General features: G+C 69.5%; 12 protein-coding genes. 8 read left to right on the top strand and 4 right to left on the bottom strand.

Features of this window, described 5'->3' with window-relative positions:
- Nucleotides 1-88 precede the first annotated feature (88 nt).
- Nucleotides 89-1,393, bottom strand: coding sequence for an alpha/beta hydrolase (locus tag H4281_RS19460; protein ID WP_182892350.1), 1,305 nt, complete (start codon nt 1,391-1,393; stop codon nt 89-91).
- A 122-nt stretch (nt 1,394-1,515) separates the two neighbouring features.
- Between H4281_RS19460 and H4281_RS19455 the strand changes: the two genes are divergently transcribed.
- Nucleotides 1,516-1,974, top strand: coding sequence for a DUF4396 domain-containing protein (locus tag H4281_RS19455; RefSeq protein ID WP_182892349.1), 459 nt, complete (start codon nt 1,516-1,518; stop codon nt 1,972-1,974).
- Nucleotides 1,975-1,978: 4 nt separating this feature from the next.
- On the opposite strand, the gene H4281_RS19450 is transcribed toward H4281_RS19455, so the two are convergent.
- Nucleotides 1,979-2,653, bottom strand: a complete 675-nt coding sequence (locus tag H4281_RS19450; protein WP_312872141.1) for a DUF8814 domain-containing protein — start codon at nt 2,651-2,653, stop codon at nt 1,979-1,981.
- A gap of 154 nt (nt 2,654-2,807) precedes the next feature.
- Complete coding sequence (locus H4281_RS19445) at nt 2,808-5,684, bottom strand: AfsR/SARP family transcriptional regulator (protein WP_182892347.1); 2,877 nt, start codon at nt 5,682-5,684, stop codon at nt 2,808-2,810.
- A 705-nt stretch (nt 5,685-6,389) separates the two neighbouring features.
- Between H4281_RS19445 and H4281_RS19440 the strand changes: the two genes are divergently transcribed.
- Nucleotides 6,390-8,369: a S53 family peptidase gene (locus H4281_RS19440; RefSeq protein WP_182892346.1), complete on the top strand. Its 1,980-nt coding sequence runs from the start codon at nt 6,390-6,392 to the stop codon at nt 8,367-8,369.
- 53 nt (nt 8,370-8,422) lie between these two features.
- Here H4281_RS19440 and H4281_RS19435 read toward each other — a convergent pair whose 3' ends face one another.
- Nucleotides 8,423-9,643, bottom strand: a complete 1,221-nt coding sequence (locus tag H4281_RS19435; RefSeq protein WP_182892345.1) for an MFS transporter — start codon at nt 9,641-9,643, stop codon at nt 8,423-8,425.
- 102 nt (nt 9,644-9,745) lie between these two features.
- Between H4281_RS19435 and H4281_RS19430 the strand changes: the two genes are divergently transcribed.
- From H4281_RS19430 to H4281_RS19405, 6 genes are all read left to right on the top strand, one after another.
- Nucleotides 9,746-11,119, top strand: a complete 1,374-nt coding sequence (locus H4281_RS19430; RefSeq protein WP_182892344.1) for a purine-cytosine permease family protein — start codon at nt 9,746-9,748, stop codon at nt 11,117-11,119.
- Nucleotides 11,120-11,162: 43 nt separating this feature from the next.
- Nucleotides 11,163-11,837: an SDR family NAD(P)-dependent oxidoreductase gene (locus H4281_RS19425; RefSeq protein WP_182892343.1), complete on the top strand. Its 675-nt coding sequence runs from the start codon at nt 11,163-11,165 to the stop codon at nt 11,835-11,837.
- Nucleotides 11,834-12,859: an S-adenosylmethionine:tRNA ribosyltransferase-isomerase gene (locus H4281_RS19420; protein WP_182892342.1), complete on the top strand. Its 1,026-nt coding sequence runs from the start codon at nt 11,834-11,836 to the stop codon at nt 12,857-12,859. The genes H4281_RS19425 and H4281_RS19420 overlap by 4 nt, the downstream gene beginning before the upstream one ends.
- 114 nt (nt 12,860-12,973) lie before the next feature.
- On the top strand, nt 12,974-14,029 hold the full coding sequence (locus tag H4281_RS19415) for an ABC transporter substrate-binding protein (RefSeq protein ID WP_182892341.1): 1,056 nt from the start codon (nt 12,974-12,976) through the stop codon (nt 14,027-14,029).
- 25 nt (nt 14,030-14,054) lie between these two features.
- The gene (locus tag H4281_RS19410) at nt 14,055-14,831 is read left to right on the top strand and encodes an ABC transporter ATP-binding protein (protein WP_182892340.1); all 777 of its coding nucleotides are present in this window, start codon (nt 14,055-14,057) and stop codon (nt 14,829-14,831) included.
- Entirely contained in the window at nt 14,818-15,702 is an 885-nt protein-coding gene (locus H4281_RS19405; protein WP_182892339.1) for an ABC transporter permease, read from the top strand. The genes H4281_RS19410 and H4281_RS19405 overlap by 14 nt, the downstream gene beginning before the upstream one ends.
- Nucleotides 15,703-15,744 lie beyond the last annotated feature (42 nt).

Below are 15,744 nucleotides of genomic sequence, written 5' to 3'. Positions count from 1 at the left end.
TCCCCGGCTATGTGACCTGGCAGCCGAAGGTAGGGCCAGCGGCGGCAGGGGGTCAACCGAACGCGACCAAACGGTTACGCAAGCGAGTTCAACCGCCGGAAGGCGCAGCCTTCTCTCCGCCCGCCGGACACGTCCCGTCCTGGGGGAGTTCACCGGTCAGCAGGTAGTGCGCGGCTTTGTCGTCGACGCACGGGTTGCGCTCGTTGAGGTAGGCGGCGTGGTTGCCGCCGCCGTCGACGAGCAGTCTCGACCCGTGCAGCACCCGACGCATCCGCTGTGCGCCGGCCAGCGGTGTCGCCGGGTCGTCTTTCCCTTGCAGCAACAGGATCGGCGGCACCGGAGCAGAGCCGATCCGGACCTCCGGCGACGCCGGGACCTGCCAGAACGCGCACGGCGCGCTGTACCAGCTGTTGAGCCAGGCGAACAGCGGCGCGGACATCGCCGACTTCGCGGTGTCCGCGTGCCAGGTCGCCCAGTCGCGCGGCCAGCCCGTGTCGGCGCAGTTGTAGGCGAGCTGGCCGGGGTCGACCGCGTACCGCGCCTGTCCGGCGGCGACGTTCAGCCCGGCGGAATCCCCGCCGCGGTGGCTCGCGATCGCCTGCATCAGCGACGGCCAGGCCCAGTCGCCGTACATCGCGGACGCCAGCAGATCGTCCAATTCGGACACTCCGGTTTTGCCGTCCGCCGGTCGTGCCGCGAGTTTCTCGCGCAGTTCGTTCCACGCGGTCTTGACCGCGGACGCGGTGGCGCCGAGGTGGTACGTGCTGTCGCGCTCCGCGGTCCAGGCGAACAGTTGCTCGGCCCGCGCTTGCAGTGCGGCGTTTTGCTGGAACTGCGTTTGATACGTGGTGGCCGTCGGATCGACGACGCTGTCCAGGATCATCCGCCCGGTGTGCGCCGGAAACAGGGTCGCGTACGTGGCACCGAGCTTGGTGCCGTAGGAATAGCCGAGGTAGTCGATCTTGTCCTTGCCGAGCGCTTGGCGGATCCGATCCATGTCGCGCGCCGCGTTCTCGGTGGTGACCTGCGGCAGCAGGTCTTTCCCGTTCGCCGCGCATCGCGCCGCGATCTGCTTGGCGAAGCCCTCGCGTTTCCGCTCCTGCGGGAGATCGGCTGGTTGGTACGGCGAGGCCGGATGCGGCGCGAGTTTCGAGGTGTCGCCACAGGCAACCGGTGTGCTCGCCCCGATTCCGCGCGGATCGAAGCTGAACGCCGCGTACTGCTGTGCGACGTCCCGCGGCAGTTGACTGAACACGAGTTTCTCGGTGCCCAGCCCGGACGCGCCCGGTCCGCCAGGGTTCACCAGCAGGAAATGCGGCGCGCTGAGACTGCCCATGCCGGACACGGTGAGGGTGATCTGCTTCCCGTCCGGTTTCGCGTAGTCGAGCGGCACTCGCAGGCGTCGAGTTGATCACCACACTTCCGGTTATACCGATTCGCCGGAGCGGCCGGGCGACAGTCATCACATCGGGCGACCTTGCGGCATTGATACCCCTAAGGGGTATAGTCGCAGGCATGAACGAACACCGGCACGGAGCGTCTTGGTCCACTGCCGCTCAAGCGACGCTGCACTGCCTCACCGGTTGTGCCATCGGCGAAGTGCTCGGCATGGTCCTCGGTACCGCGCTCGGCCTGCACAACGCGGCCACTGTGGTGCTGTCTATCGTGCTGGCGTTCGTCTTCGGCTACGCCCTCACCATGCGCGGGGTGCTCAAGTCGGGTCTCGCGCTCGGTGCCGCCTTCAAAGTCGCGCTCGCCGCCGACACGGTGTCGATCGCGGTCATGGAGGTCATCGACAACACCGTCGTCGTGGCGATCCCGGGCGCGATGGACGCGGGATTGTCGAGCGGCCTGTTCTGGCTGTCGCTGGCGTTGTCGCTCGCGATCGCCTTCGTGGTCACGGTTCCGGTCAACAAGTGGATGATCGGCCGCGGTCGTGGGCACGCCGTCGTGCATGCCCACCACCATCACTGATGGTTCAGCAGGAGGGCACGGCCGCGTCGGCTCGGAGATAGGCCCCAGGCACGTAATGCCCGGGGCCTATCCGGCTCCAGCGTGCCGTGCCGTCTTGCACGGAACACTCGATCGGCACCTGAGCGGAGTCGGCGGCCAATCCGGCCGATGGCGCGTCGTTGCTCGCGGACGTGCGCACGACCAGCGGGGCGCCGCCGGTCACCACGCCGGTGGCCGGAGCGCTGCCGGTCCACAGGAAAGTGACGTCCACATAGCTGCTGCCGTTGAGCCCGAGTCCGTCCCAGAACGTGCCGTCGGCCAGGTCGAGACCGGCCGGATTGCGCACGGTGCGGCCGTGTTCGTCCTTGCCGCCGTTGAAACCGTCTTGGTACGCCGCTTGTGCTTCCGGTACGCCTTGCGGCAACGAACCGAATGCCGCGCGCCGGCCGGCGGGGTTCCAGTAATCGTCGTGTTCGTTCCATGGCCCGACATCCCACACCGGCGCGTACTCGCAGCGCGTGCCGTCGGTGCGGCACACCCGGACGGTGAAGGTCCCTCTTCCCTTGGAGGACACCGTTTTCGTGGACGGGAGCGCGACGAAGTGGTCTCGTTCGGTGATCCGGTGCCCGCTCGAGGTGGTGCCGCCGACGAGTCCTTCGCGGGTCGCGTAGAGGCGGTAGGTCAGTGGTCTTTCCAGCACTCTCCGGCCGTGCTTCGGTTTGGCCGAGGCCGGAGCTGGAGTCGACAAAGCGATAACTGTCACCGCAAGAAGGACGTGACCAGCCGCTTTTCTGGTGTTCATCAGCGCATCGTGGCCCGGCGCACGGGTTTGGCCGCGCAACCGGGCCCGCGCGTCAGGCGGACACGATCCGGTGCGGCCCGGTCTTGCGCGGCCGGTCGTCGACCGGGGTGTCGGCGGACAGCTCGCGGCGGATGGCCCGCGCGCGTTCGGCGTAGCTGCGGGACCGTTCCGGCTGGCTGAGCGCGGAGTGGAGCTCGCCGAGGAGCTGGGACGCGTGGGCTTCGGAGCGGCGGTCTCCGTTGCGGCGGTGCACGCTCAGCGAGTTCACCAGCAGCAGCTGCGCGTGCGCGAGATCGCCGCTGTACAGGCACAGTTCGCCCAGGTTCTGGTTCGCGTAGCCGACGCAGTGGTCGTCGCCGAGATCGGTGAACACGGCGATGGCGCGCGTGACGTGTTCGCGGGCTTCGGCGAGGTTGCCCTCGCGCTGGTGCAGGAGCCCGAGTCGTTGCAGCGCATGGGCTTCCCGGTGCCGGTCGCCGATTTCGCAGGACAGCTCCAGTGCGTCGGTGTACCAGCGGCGCGCGGTCGCGTAGCACTTGCGCGCGACCCAGATCGAACCGATCGCGATCCGGATCACCGCTTCGCCGTGCGGATCGCCCGCTTCGCCGAACAGCCGGAGCGCTTCGTGACAGGGTTCGAGCGCGCGGTCGGGTTGGCCTTGCATGCGCAGCACGGTGCCGAGGCCGGCGTAGGCCTCGCCGAGCCCTTGCTGGTCGCCGATCCGTTGGTACAGCTCGCGTGCCGCCTCGAAGGCGACCATCGCGTCCGCGTCGTTGTCTTGGTACAGCAGGACTTGGCCGAGGTTGCGCTGGACGACCGCCTCGCCGCGGATCGCGCCTGCCCGGCGCGCTGCTTCCAGAGCGATCAGGTGGGTGGCGTGCCAGTCGTCCTGGTGGCCGCGGAGGTCGAAGTACGGGGTGAGGGCCGCGGTGAGCCGCCAGGTCAGGTCGTCGAAACCGCGTTCGGCGGCGAGCCCGACGGCGGCGACGCAGGTGGCGCGTTCGGCGGCGAACCAGGCGGCGGGATCGGTCAGGAGCCGGTCGGCTTCCGGCGGCAGGGTCAGGTCGGTGTCGTCGTGGTACTGGCCGAAGAAGTGGATCGGCATGCGTTCGGCGGCTTCTACTGCCAGCGCCAGATATCCCTCCAGCACGCGGCCGATCGCGGTGCGGGTTTCGGCGGGCTCGGCCAGTTCCGCGGCGTAGACGCGCAGGAGGTCGTGCAGGCGGTAGCGCGGCTGTCCCGCGACGTCGGTGGCGACCAGTTCCACCAAGTGCGCGTCGACGAGCACGTCGAGGACGTCGTCGGCGGACGGGCGGCCCAGTACCGCGGCGACTGCCCAGGCGGGGAAGTGCACCGGGCCCAGCGCGCCTAAGCGGCGGAAGGCCGCGGCGGCGGACATCGGCAGGAGGTCGTAGCTCAGGGTCACGCTCGCCCGGACGGCCAGGTCGCCGACGCGCAGCTCGTCCAGGCGGCGGTGCTCGTCGTGGAGACGGTCGGCGAGGATGCGCAACGACCAGGTCGGCCGGTGGGTGAGCTTGGCTCCGGCTACCCGGATCGCGAGCGGCAAATGGCCGCATTGGCGCAGGATCGCCGCGGCGTCTTCGGGTTCGGCGGCTACTCGTTCGTGGCCGACGATGCCTTCCAGCAGACGCGCGGCTTCCGGTTCGGGCAGGAGGTCGACGTCGACCGGCATCGCGCCGGCGAGATCGGGCAGGCGGATTCGGCTGGTGACCAGTACGGCGGACGCGCCCGCGCCGGGGAGCAGCGGGCGCACCTGGGCGGCGCTGCCCGCGTCGTCCAGGACGATGCACATCCGGCGCCCGGCGAGCTGGGAACGCAGGAGCGCGGAGCGTTCTGGCAGGTCCCGGGGGAGGCCGGAATCGGGGATGCCCAGGGCGCGCAGGAGTTCGGCCAGGACGCTCATGGGCGAGCGTGGCGACGACGAGGTTCCGGCCAGGTCCACATGCAACTGTCCGTCCGGGAAAACGGTGCGGACGGCATGCGCTACCCGTACGGCGATTGAGGACTTTCCGACGCCTGGTGCGCCGGAGAGGACGACGATCGTGGGGCGTTCGGCTTCGGCGTGGTGGCGGAGTTTCGCGACCAGGTGCTCGATTACCTCGCTGCGGCCGGTGAAATCGGGCAGATCCAAGGGGAGCTGGCAGATCGGCGGGATTGTGGCGCAGGGGACTTCGAGGGTCGTGCGGAGTTCGCGGAGCGCTGCGCCAGGGCTCGCGGACAATTCGTCGGCGAGGGTTTGTTCGACCAGCTCGTACGCTTCCGCGGCTTCGGTGGTGCGGCCTGCGTCGCGTAGCGCGGTGATCAGGTGGTGCCAGAGTTCTTCGCGGAGCGGGTGTTCGGTGACGAGGGCGCGGAGTTCGGCGATGACTTCGTTGTGGCGGCCCAGATCCAGGCGGGCGCGCAGGCGCTGTTCTTGTACTGCCAGGCGTAATTCGTCCAGGCGGGCGACGGCGGGGCCCCAGGTGGGGTCATGCGGGAGGCCTTCCAGTACTTCGCCGCGCCAGAGGGAGTGGGCTTGGTCCAGCAGGGTCAGGGCGGTTTCCGGGTTGTCTTGGGATTCCCAGGCTTGGGTGGCCAGGCGGGTGAAGACCAGGTGGTCCAGTTCGTCTTCCGGGACGGTGAGGAGATAGCCCGAGGCGCGGCTGGTGATGCGGTCGGCCAGGTCGGGGGAGGTTTCCGCCAGGCGTCGGCGGAGGGAGTGGACGTAGGTGCGGATGTTGGCGGCGGCGGAGCGCGGGGCGGTGGTCGGCCAGAGGACTTCGACCAGGGCTTCGGTGGAGACCACGATGTTCGGCTGGAGGGCCAGTGCGGCCAGCAGCAGCCGGGGCTTCGGGCCGCCCAGCGGTACGGCCCTGCCCTCGGCGATGACCTCCAGCGGCCCCAGGATCCGGAAGGTCAGCGAAATCAATTTACCCGCCTTGGCGGCAAGGTCCCCATGGTCGGCATGCTAGGAGCGTTTGGGTCGGTTAGCTAGATCCACTGGGGGAGGAATACCCCATATGGGGTGATATCGGGGTGGATGTCACGGAGTGTTCGGCTGGGGTGGGGTGAATCGTTTTCATGTGCGCGACTTGCGGGCGGCTCGTCGCCTGGGGGCGACATTGCGCCCGGTTGGCGCACCGCCACCCCGAAGCTTGATTGTGCTGACGGTCCGGGGGTGCTTGTCCAGGCGGGAAAGATGCCCGGGCAAGCACCCCCGGACCGCAGGGAGGCTTCGTATCGGGGTGCGGGGGTCGGGCAGGGCGGCGCGATCGGTGGGTGCGTCGGCTGCGGTGGGTGCTGGCGGGCTGTGCGGACGTGGGCGATCCGGGCAGCCGGGTGAGTTTCTGGTGCCGGTGATCGAGATTGTGCGACCTTCGTAGGTGGTGTCTCGGGTCGCTCAGTGCTGCGAAGGGAGCGTGGGAAAACGGGCGTTCTTCTGATTTCTGGACATTCCGCTGTGGACAGTGCGGATGAAACGGACTTTGGCCGCAGCTGTCCCTTGTGTCGCGATGAGGGGAGCAGATAACGGTTCCGCACCGGGAAGCCGGACGCTTCCCTGGCGGGCGGGGGCAGTCCTAATCTCGTTCCGGCGGCAGGCGGGGTCGAGGCCGCGCAACACGAGGGAGTTGCTGTGCGTAGAAGCGTCACCATGTTTCTTTCGCTGGCGGTGGTGGGCGGTTTAGCCGCTTCGCCTGCCGTGGCGTCGGCTCAGGGGCGGGCGGACATTCCGCAATCGCATCCGGTTTGGGCCAATCCGCAGTCCAAGGTGGCCGACACGGCCGGGTCGTCCACTATGGACTTTCGGGTTTACTTGAACCTCAAGGACCAGGGCGCGGCCGAGGCCGCCGCGCAGTCGGTGTCCGATCCGAACAGTCGCGACTACCGGCACTATCTTTCGCCGGACCAGGTGCGGGACCGGTTCGCGGCCACCGACCAGACCGTTTCGGCAGTGAAGAATTGGCTGTCCGCAAGCGGATTCGGCATCGGCGAGGTGCCGTCCAACCGGGCCTACGTCGAGGCGACCGGTACCGCCGATCAGGTGCAGCGCGCGTTCGCCGTGACCTTGGGCAAGTACCAGGTCAAGGGGCAGACGTTGCGGGCGGCGGACAAGGACCTGTCCGTCCCGGCCGCGCTGGCGAACGACGTGCTCGGCGTCGTCGGCGTCGACCAGGCGACGAACCTGTTCAAACCGGACCACACCGACGGGGCGGACCCGACCGCGAAGAAGCAGTCTCGCGTGCAGGGCAGCCCGTCGACCGCGCCGCCGAGCAACGGGTTCCGCAATTCGGGGCCGTGCAGCGCTTACTACGGCGAGAAGACCGACACGACTGACCCGGCGTACAACGGCAAGCAGCTTCCGTACGCGCCGTGCGGCTACACGCCCGCGCAGTTGCGTTCGGCGTACGGGCTGGACCAGGTCGCGAAGTTCGGCGCGGACGGGCGCGGCACCACGATCGCCATTGTGGACGCGTTCGCGTCGCCGACGATCTACGCCGACGCCTCGGAGTACGCCAAGCGCAACGACCCGGCGCACCCGCTGACCCAGCAGCAGTTCAAACAGCACATCTTCCCGCCGAACCCGGTGCTCGAAGGGCCGGACCAGTGCGACGCTTCCGGCTGGTACGGCGAGGAAACCCTGGACGTCGAGGCCGCGCACGGGCTCGCGCCGGGCGCGAACATCCTGTACGTCGGCGGGCAGGACTGCGAAGACCTGTCGCTGGACACCGCGCTGAACTACGTCGTCGCGGGCCACAAGGCCGACATCATCTCCAACTCCTACGGCGACACCGGCGAGGACATCCCGGCCGCCGAGGTCAAGGTGTTCAACCACATTTCGCTGCAGGCGGTGCTCGAGGGCATCGGCGTGTACTTCTCCTCCGGCGACAACGGGGACGAGGTCGCGCGCCTCGGCACGCCGTCGCCGGACTTCTCCGCCTCGGCTCCGTGGGTGACCGCGGTCGGCGGCACGTCGCTGGCGGTCGGCAAGGACGGCAAGCGGATCTTCGAAACCGGGTGGGAGACCGGCAAGTCGACGCTGACCGACGGCGCCTACGCCCCGGCGTTCCCGGGCGCGTTCAACGGCGGCGCGGGCGGCGGCACGAGCCGGCTGTTCGGCCAGCCCTTCTACCAGAAGGGAATCGTGCCGGACGCGTTGTCCACGAAGAACCAGACCGGCGGCGCGAAGGGGCGCGTGGTCCCGGACATCTCCGCGATCGCCGACCCCAACACCGGCTTCCTGGTCGGCCAGACGCAGACCTTCCCGGACGGCGTCTACTACGACCAGTACCGGATCGGCGGCACGAGCCTCGCGTCGCCGGTGTTCGCGGGCGTGATGGCGGTGGCCGACAGCCTCGACCACTTCCACCACGGGTTCATCAACCCGGTGCTGTACCAGCTGACGTCGCGCACGTCGGCGATCAACGACGTGCAGCACGTCGACGGCGCGGTGCAGCGCGTGGACTTCGCCAACGGGGTCGACGCCTCGGCGGGGCTCAAGACCTCCGCCCGGGTGCTCGACTACCCGAACCTGACGATCCACACGACCAAGGGCTACGACGACGTGACGGGCCTCGGCTCGCCCAACGGCGTGGCGTTCCTGTTGCTGGTGTGACCGAGGGGTGAAGGAAGGGCCTGCCGGAATCCCCGGCAGGCCCTTCCTTGCGTTCACGGCACGCGGACCGGCGGGTGCCGCAGCGCGCGGACGGCGGGCGAGCGCAGCGGGCAGAGCGCGGCGACGGCGATGGCGATCCCGCCGACCAGCACCACCTGCGGCGCGCCGAACGCCGCCCCGAGCGGCCCGGCCAGCAGTTCGCCCAGGGGAATGCCCGCGTAGGAACCGAAATCGTCGAACGCGGCCATCCGCGACAGCAGATGCCCGGGGATGTTCTCCTGCATCGTCGTGTCCCAGGCGACGCTCATGACCCCCGCGCAGAATCCGGCGACGAACGTCGAGCCCGCCAGCACCGCGAAACCCGCGTGCAGGCCGAGCGCGATCAGCGGCAGCACGGTCAGCGCGGCGCTCACCAGTCCCATCGGCAGCAGCCGTCGCGGTGCGAGCCGGTACATCACCAGCCCGGACAGCAGCGCGCCCACCGCGCGCACGCTCAGCACCACGCCCCATCCGGCCGCGCCGATCGTGTCCTGCGCGATGCCCGGCCCTAGCACCAGCCAGCCGCCGGTGAACACGATGTTGTAGACGGTGAACGCGGTGACCACCCGCCACAGCCACGGGATGCGCCAGAACTGCCGCCAGCCGGTTCGCACACTGTGCAAGACGCTGTCTTGCACAGTGTGCTCCGCCGGGGGCAGCGTGATCGCCTGGTAGAGCAGGGCGGCGAGCACGAACGACACCCCGTCGGCGGCGATCGCCCAGCCGCCGCCGACCGTGCCGACCAGGACCCCGGCGACGGCCGGACCGGCCACCTTGGTGATGTTCCGTCCGGTGGCCAGCAGCGAGTTCGCCTGCCGCAGCGATTCGGCCGGGACGATCTGCGGCACGATCCCGCGCAGCACCGGCGTGGTGAACGCGGTGCAGACGCCGCCGAGGAACTCGGTGACGGCGAGGGCGGCCAGCGAGTAGTTGCCGGTGAGCAGGATGGTCGCGGCGACCAGTTGCGCCGCGCCCGCGCCGAGGTTCGACAGCCGCAGCACGCGGTTGCGCGGGAACCGGTCGCCGACCGCGCCGCCGACGAGCAGGAACGCCAGCAGCGGCACGATCCCGGCGGCGAGCACCACGCCGAGGTCGGTCGGGCTGCGGCTGCTGCCCAGCACCGCGAACGCCAGCGCGACCGGGGTCATGGCGCTGCCCAGCAGCGAGACCAGCCGCCCGGCGTAGAAAACGGCGAACGCGCGATGGCGCAGCGGACTGCGCGGTCCTTCCCCCATTGCGGCGATCTTGCCGAGAACGGGTCGGGAACGCCACAGAGTATTGGCGCGGCCGGGCACTCCGGTTCAGACTCACGGGTCAGCCGGGAGAAAGGGCAGCGCATGAGCGGGATCGACGCCGAGGTCTTCGGCGGCCGAATGCCATCTGGAGCAGGGGATTTCGCGATCGAAACGCACGGAATCACCCCGATCCCGCCCGCGAACCGGTTCGGGCGGCCGTGGCGGCTCGCGGGCGTGTGGTTCGCGCCGAACCTCACCATGACCGCCGTCTTCACCGGCACCCTCGGCGCGACGCTCGGGCTCGGCTTCACCACCGGGTTCGTCATCGCGCTGATCGGCACGGTGATCGGTTCGCTGCCGGTCGCGTGGCTGTCCACCTGGGGTCCGCGCACCGGCACCGGCCAGCTGCCGCTCGCGCGGCTCCCGTTCGGCCGCGGCGTCGTGCTGCCCGGCCTGGTGCAATGGCTCGGCTCGATCGCGTGGGACGCGCTGGTCGGGCTGTTCGGCGGCGAAGCGCTGGCGCAGCTCACCGGGCTGCCGTTCTGGGCGGCGGTGCTCGTCGTGCTGGTGCTGCAGTGCACGCTCGGCGTATTCGGTTACGCGGTGATCCACCGGGTCCAGGCCGTGATGAGCGTGGTGCTGGTTGTCGCATTTGTCGCGCTTGCGGTAAAGGTGGTGCTTGACCACCCGATCACATTCGCCGATTCCGCCACGGGTGGCGATTTCGCCGGCGCCGTCGTGCTGTTTTCCACCATTACGCTCAGCCTGGCTATTTCGTGGGCTCCTTATGCGTCGGATTTCAGCCGTTACTTGCCCGCTTCGACTCGGCCGAGCGGCGTCTTTTGGTTCACCCTGCTCGGACTGACCGCGTCGTACGCGCTCGGCGAGGGCATTGGTCTCGCACTCGGCACCGCGCTGGGCGACCAGACCGCCGCCGGGGTGTCGACGCTGCTCGGCGGCGGTGTGCTGGGTGCGGTGGCGTTGCTGGTGATCGCGCTGGCGGCGGTCTCGTCCAACGCGATGAACGACTACAGCGGCTCGCTCGCGTTGCAGACCGTCGGCGTACGGGTGCGTCGTCCGGTTTCGGCGGTGGTCGTGACGGTGCTGGCGTTCGCGCTGATTCTCTGGATGCACACCGGCGACCTGGCGGCGAAATTCCAGAACGTGCTGCTGGTGGTGAGTTACTGGATCCCGCCGTTCCTCGGCGTCGTCGTGCCGGACTGGCTGCGGCGCACGCGTCGCGGCCGCGAGGTCGACGTGCTGGCTGAGCTGCGACGTCCGGTGCACAGCTGGGCAGCGCTGGTGGCGTTCGTGGTGGGCTTCGCGGCGGCGGTGCCGTTCATGAACACGACTGTCTACACCGGACCGGTTGCCGCGGCGCTGCACGGTGCGGATCTGGCCTACTACGCCGGGTTCGTGGTTTCGCTGGTGGCGTACACGGTGCTGCGCGGCCGCCGTCCGGTTGACCTCCAGTAAGGTAGAGGTCGCACGCTGGCAGGTGCCTACTTCTGGAGGGACCATGCCAGTAGCTGTTGTCACCGGCGCTTCCGCCGGTCTGGGCCGGGCGCTCGCCTCGGCTCTCGTCCGTCGCGAATGGACAGTGCTGGGCACCGGGCGCGACCCGGGCACGCTGCGCGCCGCCGCGGCGGAGGCCGGGTTCACCCCGGTGCCCGGCGACGTCACCGACCCCGCACACCGCAGCCAGCTCGCCGAAGCCGCCGGACCCCGGCTCGACCTGCTCGTCAACAACGCCAGCACGCTCGGCGTCAGCCCGCTGCCGCCGCTGGCCGAGTATCCGCCGGACGAGCTGGAAACTGTCTTCCGCACCAACGTTTTCGCGCCGCTCGCACTCGCCCGCCTGCTGTTGCCCGCGCTCGCCGCGGCAAAGGGAGTGCTGGTGAACATCAGCTCCGACGCCGCCGTGGAGGCGTATGAGGGTTGGGGCGGCTACGGTTCGGCGAAGGCCGCGCTGGACCACGTGAGCGCGGTGCTCGGCGTGGAAAACCCGGATATCGCGGTGTACGCCGTCGATCCCGGGGATCTGCGCACCGCCATGCACCAGGCCGCCTTCCCCGGTGAGGACATTTCGGACCGGCCGCTGCCGGAGACCGCGGTACCGGCTTTCCTGCGGCTGCTGGAGGAACGCCCGGCGAGTGGCCGGTTCCGCGCGGCAGATCTGCAGGTGCAGTCATGACCGCACCGCGTACCCGGTTCGACCTGGCCGAGGACCGCAGCGCGTCCGTGCCGCCGGAAGCACGAGGTCTCGCCCGGGACGAGGTGCGGCTGCTCGCGGCCGGTCCCGAGGGTGTGCACCACGCCGCTTTCCGCGACCTGGCGGCGTTCTTGAATCCTGGCGACCTGTTGATAGTCAACACTTCCGGAACCTTGCCCGCTGCGGTCGACGCCGTCCGGGACGACCACGTCATCGCCATCCACTTCTCCACCGAACTCGACGACGGCACCTGGGTGGTCGAACTCCGCGCCCCAGGAGGCCCTCTTCTCGACGGGCGCGCTGGGGAGCGGCTCAGCCTGCCCGCCGGCGCCGTCGTCACACTGCGCGAGCCGCACGTCGCCGGTGCGCAACGGTTGTGGCGCGCGAAGATCGAAGTGGAAGGCGAGATCCCGCGGTATCTCGCGAAGGTCGGGCGGCCGATCCGCTACGGCTATGTCCCGCGCGCCTGGCCCTTGCCGAATTACCAGACCGTGTTCGCGCTCGATCCGGGTTCGGCGGAGATGCCGAGCGCGGCCCGGCCGTTCACTGCGGAGCTGGTCGCTCAACTCGTCTCGCGCGGGGTGCTGTTCGCGCCGATCTTGTTGCACACCGGCGTCTCGTCGCCGGAAGCGGGGGAACCGCCTTACGGTGAGCGATTTCGCGTTCCGGCGACGACTGCCGCGTTGGTCAATTGGGTGCGCGACCAGGGTGGACGCGTTATCGCAGTAGGGACAACTGCGGTGCGCGCGATCGAATCGGCCGCGAATCCCGGCGGACTCGTCACCGCGGCGGCGGGCTGGACCGAACTCGTGCTCGGTCCCGACCGGCCTGCCCGCGCGGTCGACGGATTGATCACCGGATTGCATGCCCCGGAGGCATCCCACCTGCTGCTTCTCGAAGCGGTCGTGGGTCCGGAGCTGGTGCAGCGGGCTTACGACGCGGCAGTGCGGCGGGAGTATCTGTGGCACGAGTTCGGCGACGTCTCGCTCCTGACAAGCAGGTGAGGCCCGGGCCTGTCAAGTAATCCCACACAATTTCCCGGGATGCGGATGCATATGCAGTCTCGCGGGTGACCGTGTCATTCTCGCCCCGTTCCGCTGACCGCGAAAGGGCCATTTGTGCGTACATTTCCGCGAACCCGATTGCTCGCTTCCGCACTCGCCGCGCTGACGGTGCTCGGGGCGCTCGCCGGGTGTTCCCGCGCGGACCGCACCGAGGCCGCGACCAACCAGGGCGCCGCCGGGGAGATGCGCGTCGGCTTCTTCCCGAACGTGACGCACACGCCCGCGCTGATCGGGGTCAAGAAGAACTTCTTCGCGCAGAACCTCGGCGGCGCCAAGCTCACGACACAGACGTTCAACGCCGGTCCGTCCGAAGTGAACGCGCTGCTCGGCGGTTCGCTCGACGTCGCGTTCATCGGCTCCGGGCCGGCGATCAACGCCTTCACCAAGTCCAAGGGCGCGATCCAGCTCGTGGCCGGCGCGGTCACCGGCGGCGCGCAGCTGGTGGTCAAGCCCGGGATCACCTCGGTCGACCAGCTCAAGGGCAAGACGATCGCGACGCCGCAGCTGGCCAACACCCAGGACGTCGCGCTCAAGAAGTTCCTCGCCGAGAAGCACCTGACCGGCCAGGTCAACGTGACCAACCTGGACAACCCGAAGACGCTCGACGCGTTCCGCAAGGGCGAGGTCGACGGCGGCTGGCTGCCCGAGCCGTGGTCGTCGCGGCTGGTCACCGACGCGGGCGCGAAGGTGCTGGTCGACGAGAAGTCGTTGTGGCCGGAAGGCCGGTTCCCGACCACCGTCGCGATCGTGCGCAGCGAATTCCTCAAGCAGCACCCGGACACCGTGCGCGCGCTGCTGAAGGGCGAACTGCAGGCGATCGACTGGGCGAAGAAGAACCCGGCCGAGGCGAAGACCGTCGTCAACGGCGCGCTCAAGGAGCTTTCCGGCAGCTCGCTCAGCCCGGCCGTGCTCGACCGCGCGTTCGCGAACATCGAACTGACCACCGACCCGGTGCCCGCGCAGTTCCCGCAGCTGGCCAAGGACTCGGTGACCGCGGGCGTGGTCGACCAGGTGGTGGACCTCAAGGGGTTCGCCGACTTCGGCCCGCTCAACGAGGTCCTCAAGGCACAGCAGCTGCCCGCCGTCAACGCGCCCGAACTGGCGAAGTGACGTCCCGACCGGAAGGCGATCCGCGATGACCACCACCCTGGCCCGGCCCGTGACCGCCGCCGTCCACCTCGACCGCGTCGGCAAGGTGTTCGGCTCCGCGGGCAGCGCCGTGACCGCGCTCGACGGGGTCGACCTCACCGTCGAACCGGGCGAGTTCGTCTGCCTGCTCGGCGCGTCCGGCTGCGGCAAGAGCACGCTGCTGAACCTCGTCGCCGGTCTCGACCAGCCGTCGGCCGGTGAGATCACTCTCACCACCTCGCGGCCCGCGGTGATGTTCCAGGAGGCCGCGCTGATGCCGTGGCTGACCGCGTCCCGGAACGTGGAACTGCCGCTGCGGCTCGCCGGTTTCGGCCGCTCCGAGCGTCGCGAGAAGGCCGCTGAGCTGCTGGATCTGGTGCGGCTGAGCGACGCGGCACGCAAGCGTCCGCACGAGCTGTCCGGCGGGATGCGGCAGCGGGTCGCGCTGGCCCGCGCGCTGGCCGCGACCCACCGCGTCGGCGGCGACGACGGCAACGCGTTGCTGCTCATGGACGAACCGTTCGCGGCGCTCGACGCGATCACCCGCGACGTGCTGCAGAGCGAACTGCTGCGGGTGTGGCGCAGCACCGGTACGTCGGTGCTGTTCGTGACCCACGACGTGCGCGAGGCCGTCCGGCTCGGACAGCGCGTGGTGCTGCTGTCGTCGCGTCCGGGCCGAGTGGTCCGCGAATGGCACGACGTGCCGTCCGCCGATGCTGAACTGCTGGCCGAGGAGATCACGGCCGATCTGCGAAAGGTGATCAGCACCCATGCCGCAGCCTGACCAGGCGGCCCCGGAGCTGGACGAAGCCGTCGGCGCCGGACTGGACCGGCTCGACACCCCCACCGGCGCGCGGCCGGCTTCGCTGCGCCGCCGGTTCGTGCGCGGTTTCCTGCCGCCGGTCGGCGCGCTCGTGCTGCTGATCGCCATCTGGCAGGTCCTGTGGGCCGCCGCGTTCTGGCCGGAAACGACGCTGCCCGCGCCGCTGGACGTCTGGGCCGAGTTCTGGCACACCGTCACCGACGGTTCGGTGTTCGGTTTCATCTGGACCTCGGTGCACCGTGCCGCTTTGGGTTTCGCCGCCGGGGTGATCATCGGTACGCCGCTGGGCATCCTGGTGGCGAAGGTCCGCATAGTGCGCGCGGCGATCGGCCCGCTGCTGAGCGGATTGCAGAGCCTGCCGTCGGTGGCCTGGGTGCCCGCCGCGGTGATCTGGTTCGGCATCAACGACGCGGCGATCTACTTCGTCGTGCTGCTCGGTTCGGTCCCGTCGATCGCGAACGGCCTCGTGGCGGGCATCGACCAGATCCCGCCGATCCTGCCGCGCGTCGGCAAGGTGATGGGGGCAGGCCGGTTCGCCGCGGCTCGCCACATCCTGCTGCCCGCCGCGCTGCCCGGGTTCCTGGCCGGGCTCAAACAGGGCTGGGCGTTCTCGTGGCGCTCGCTGATGGCCGCGGAACTGATCGCGCGTTCGCCGAGCCTCGGCGTCGGGCTGGGGACGTATTTGAACGACGGGTCGTCGTACAACTCGATGCCCATGGTGATCGCGGCGATTTTCCTGATTCTGTTCGTCGGGGTGGCGATCGAGCTGATCGTGTTCCGTCCGCTGGAGCGGTCGGTGCTGCGCGCGCGGGGCTTGACGACGTCACTCTGAGTACCTGCCCGAGCGCCGCTCACGGGTGCCAGACAGAATGCT

Origin of the sequence: Amycolatopsis dendrobii, assembly GCF_014145675.1 — a bacterium.
Taxonomy (GTDB): domain Bacteria; phylum Actinomycetota; class Actinomycetes; order Mycobacteriales; family Pseudonocardiaceae; genus Amycolatopsis; species Amycolatopsis dendrobii.
The sequence above is the reverse complement of the archived record's forward strand: the minus strand, read 5'-3'. Positions and strand labels throughout refer to the sequence as shown.

Excerpts from the sequence above, each read along its gene's own strand:
- H4281_RS19455 (WP_182892349.1), top strand. The coding sequence starts at position 1,516 with ATGAACGAACACCGGCACGGAGCGTCTTGGTCCACTGCCGCTCAAGCG.
- H4281_RS19435 (WP_182892345.1), bottom strand. The coding sequence starts at position 9,643 with ATGGGGGAAGGACCGCGCAGTCCGCTGCGCCATCGCGCGTTCGCCGTT.
- H4281_RS19430 (WP_182892344.1), top strand. The coding sequence starts at position 9,746 with ATGAGCGGGATCGACGCCGAGGTCTTCGGCGGCCGAATGCCATCTGGA.
- H4281_RS19425 (WP_182892343.1), top strand. The coding sequence starts at position 11,163 with ATGCCAGTAGCTGTTGTCACCGGCGCTTCCGCCGGTCTGGGCCGGGCG.
- H4281_RS19420 (WP_182892342.1), top strand. The coding sequence starts at position 11,834 with ATGACCGCACCGCGTACCCGGTTCGACCTGGCCGAGGACCGCAGCGCG.
- H4281_RS19410 (WP_182892340.1), top strand. The coding sequence starts at position 14,055 with ATGACCACCACCCTGGCCCGGCCCGTGACCGCCGCCGTCCACCTCGAC.
- H4281_RS19405 (WP_182892339.1), top strand. The coding sequence starts at position 14,818 with ATGCCGCAGCCTGACCAGGCGGCCCCGGAGCTGGACGAAGCCGTCGGC.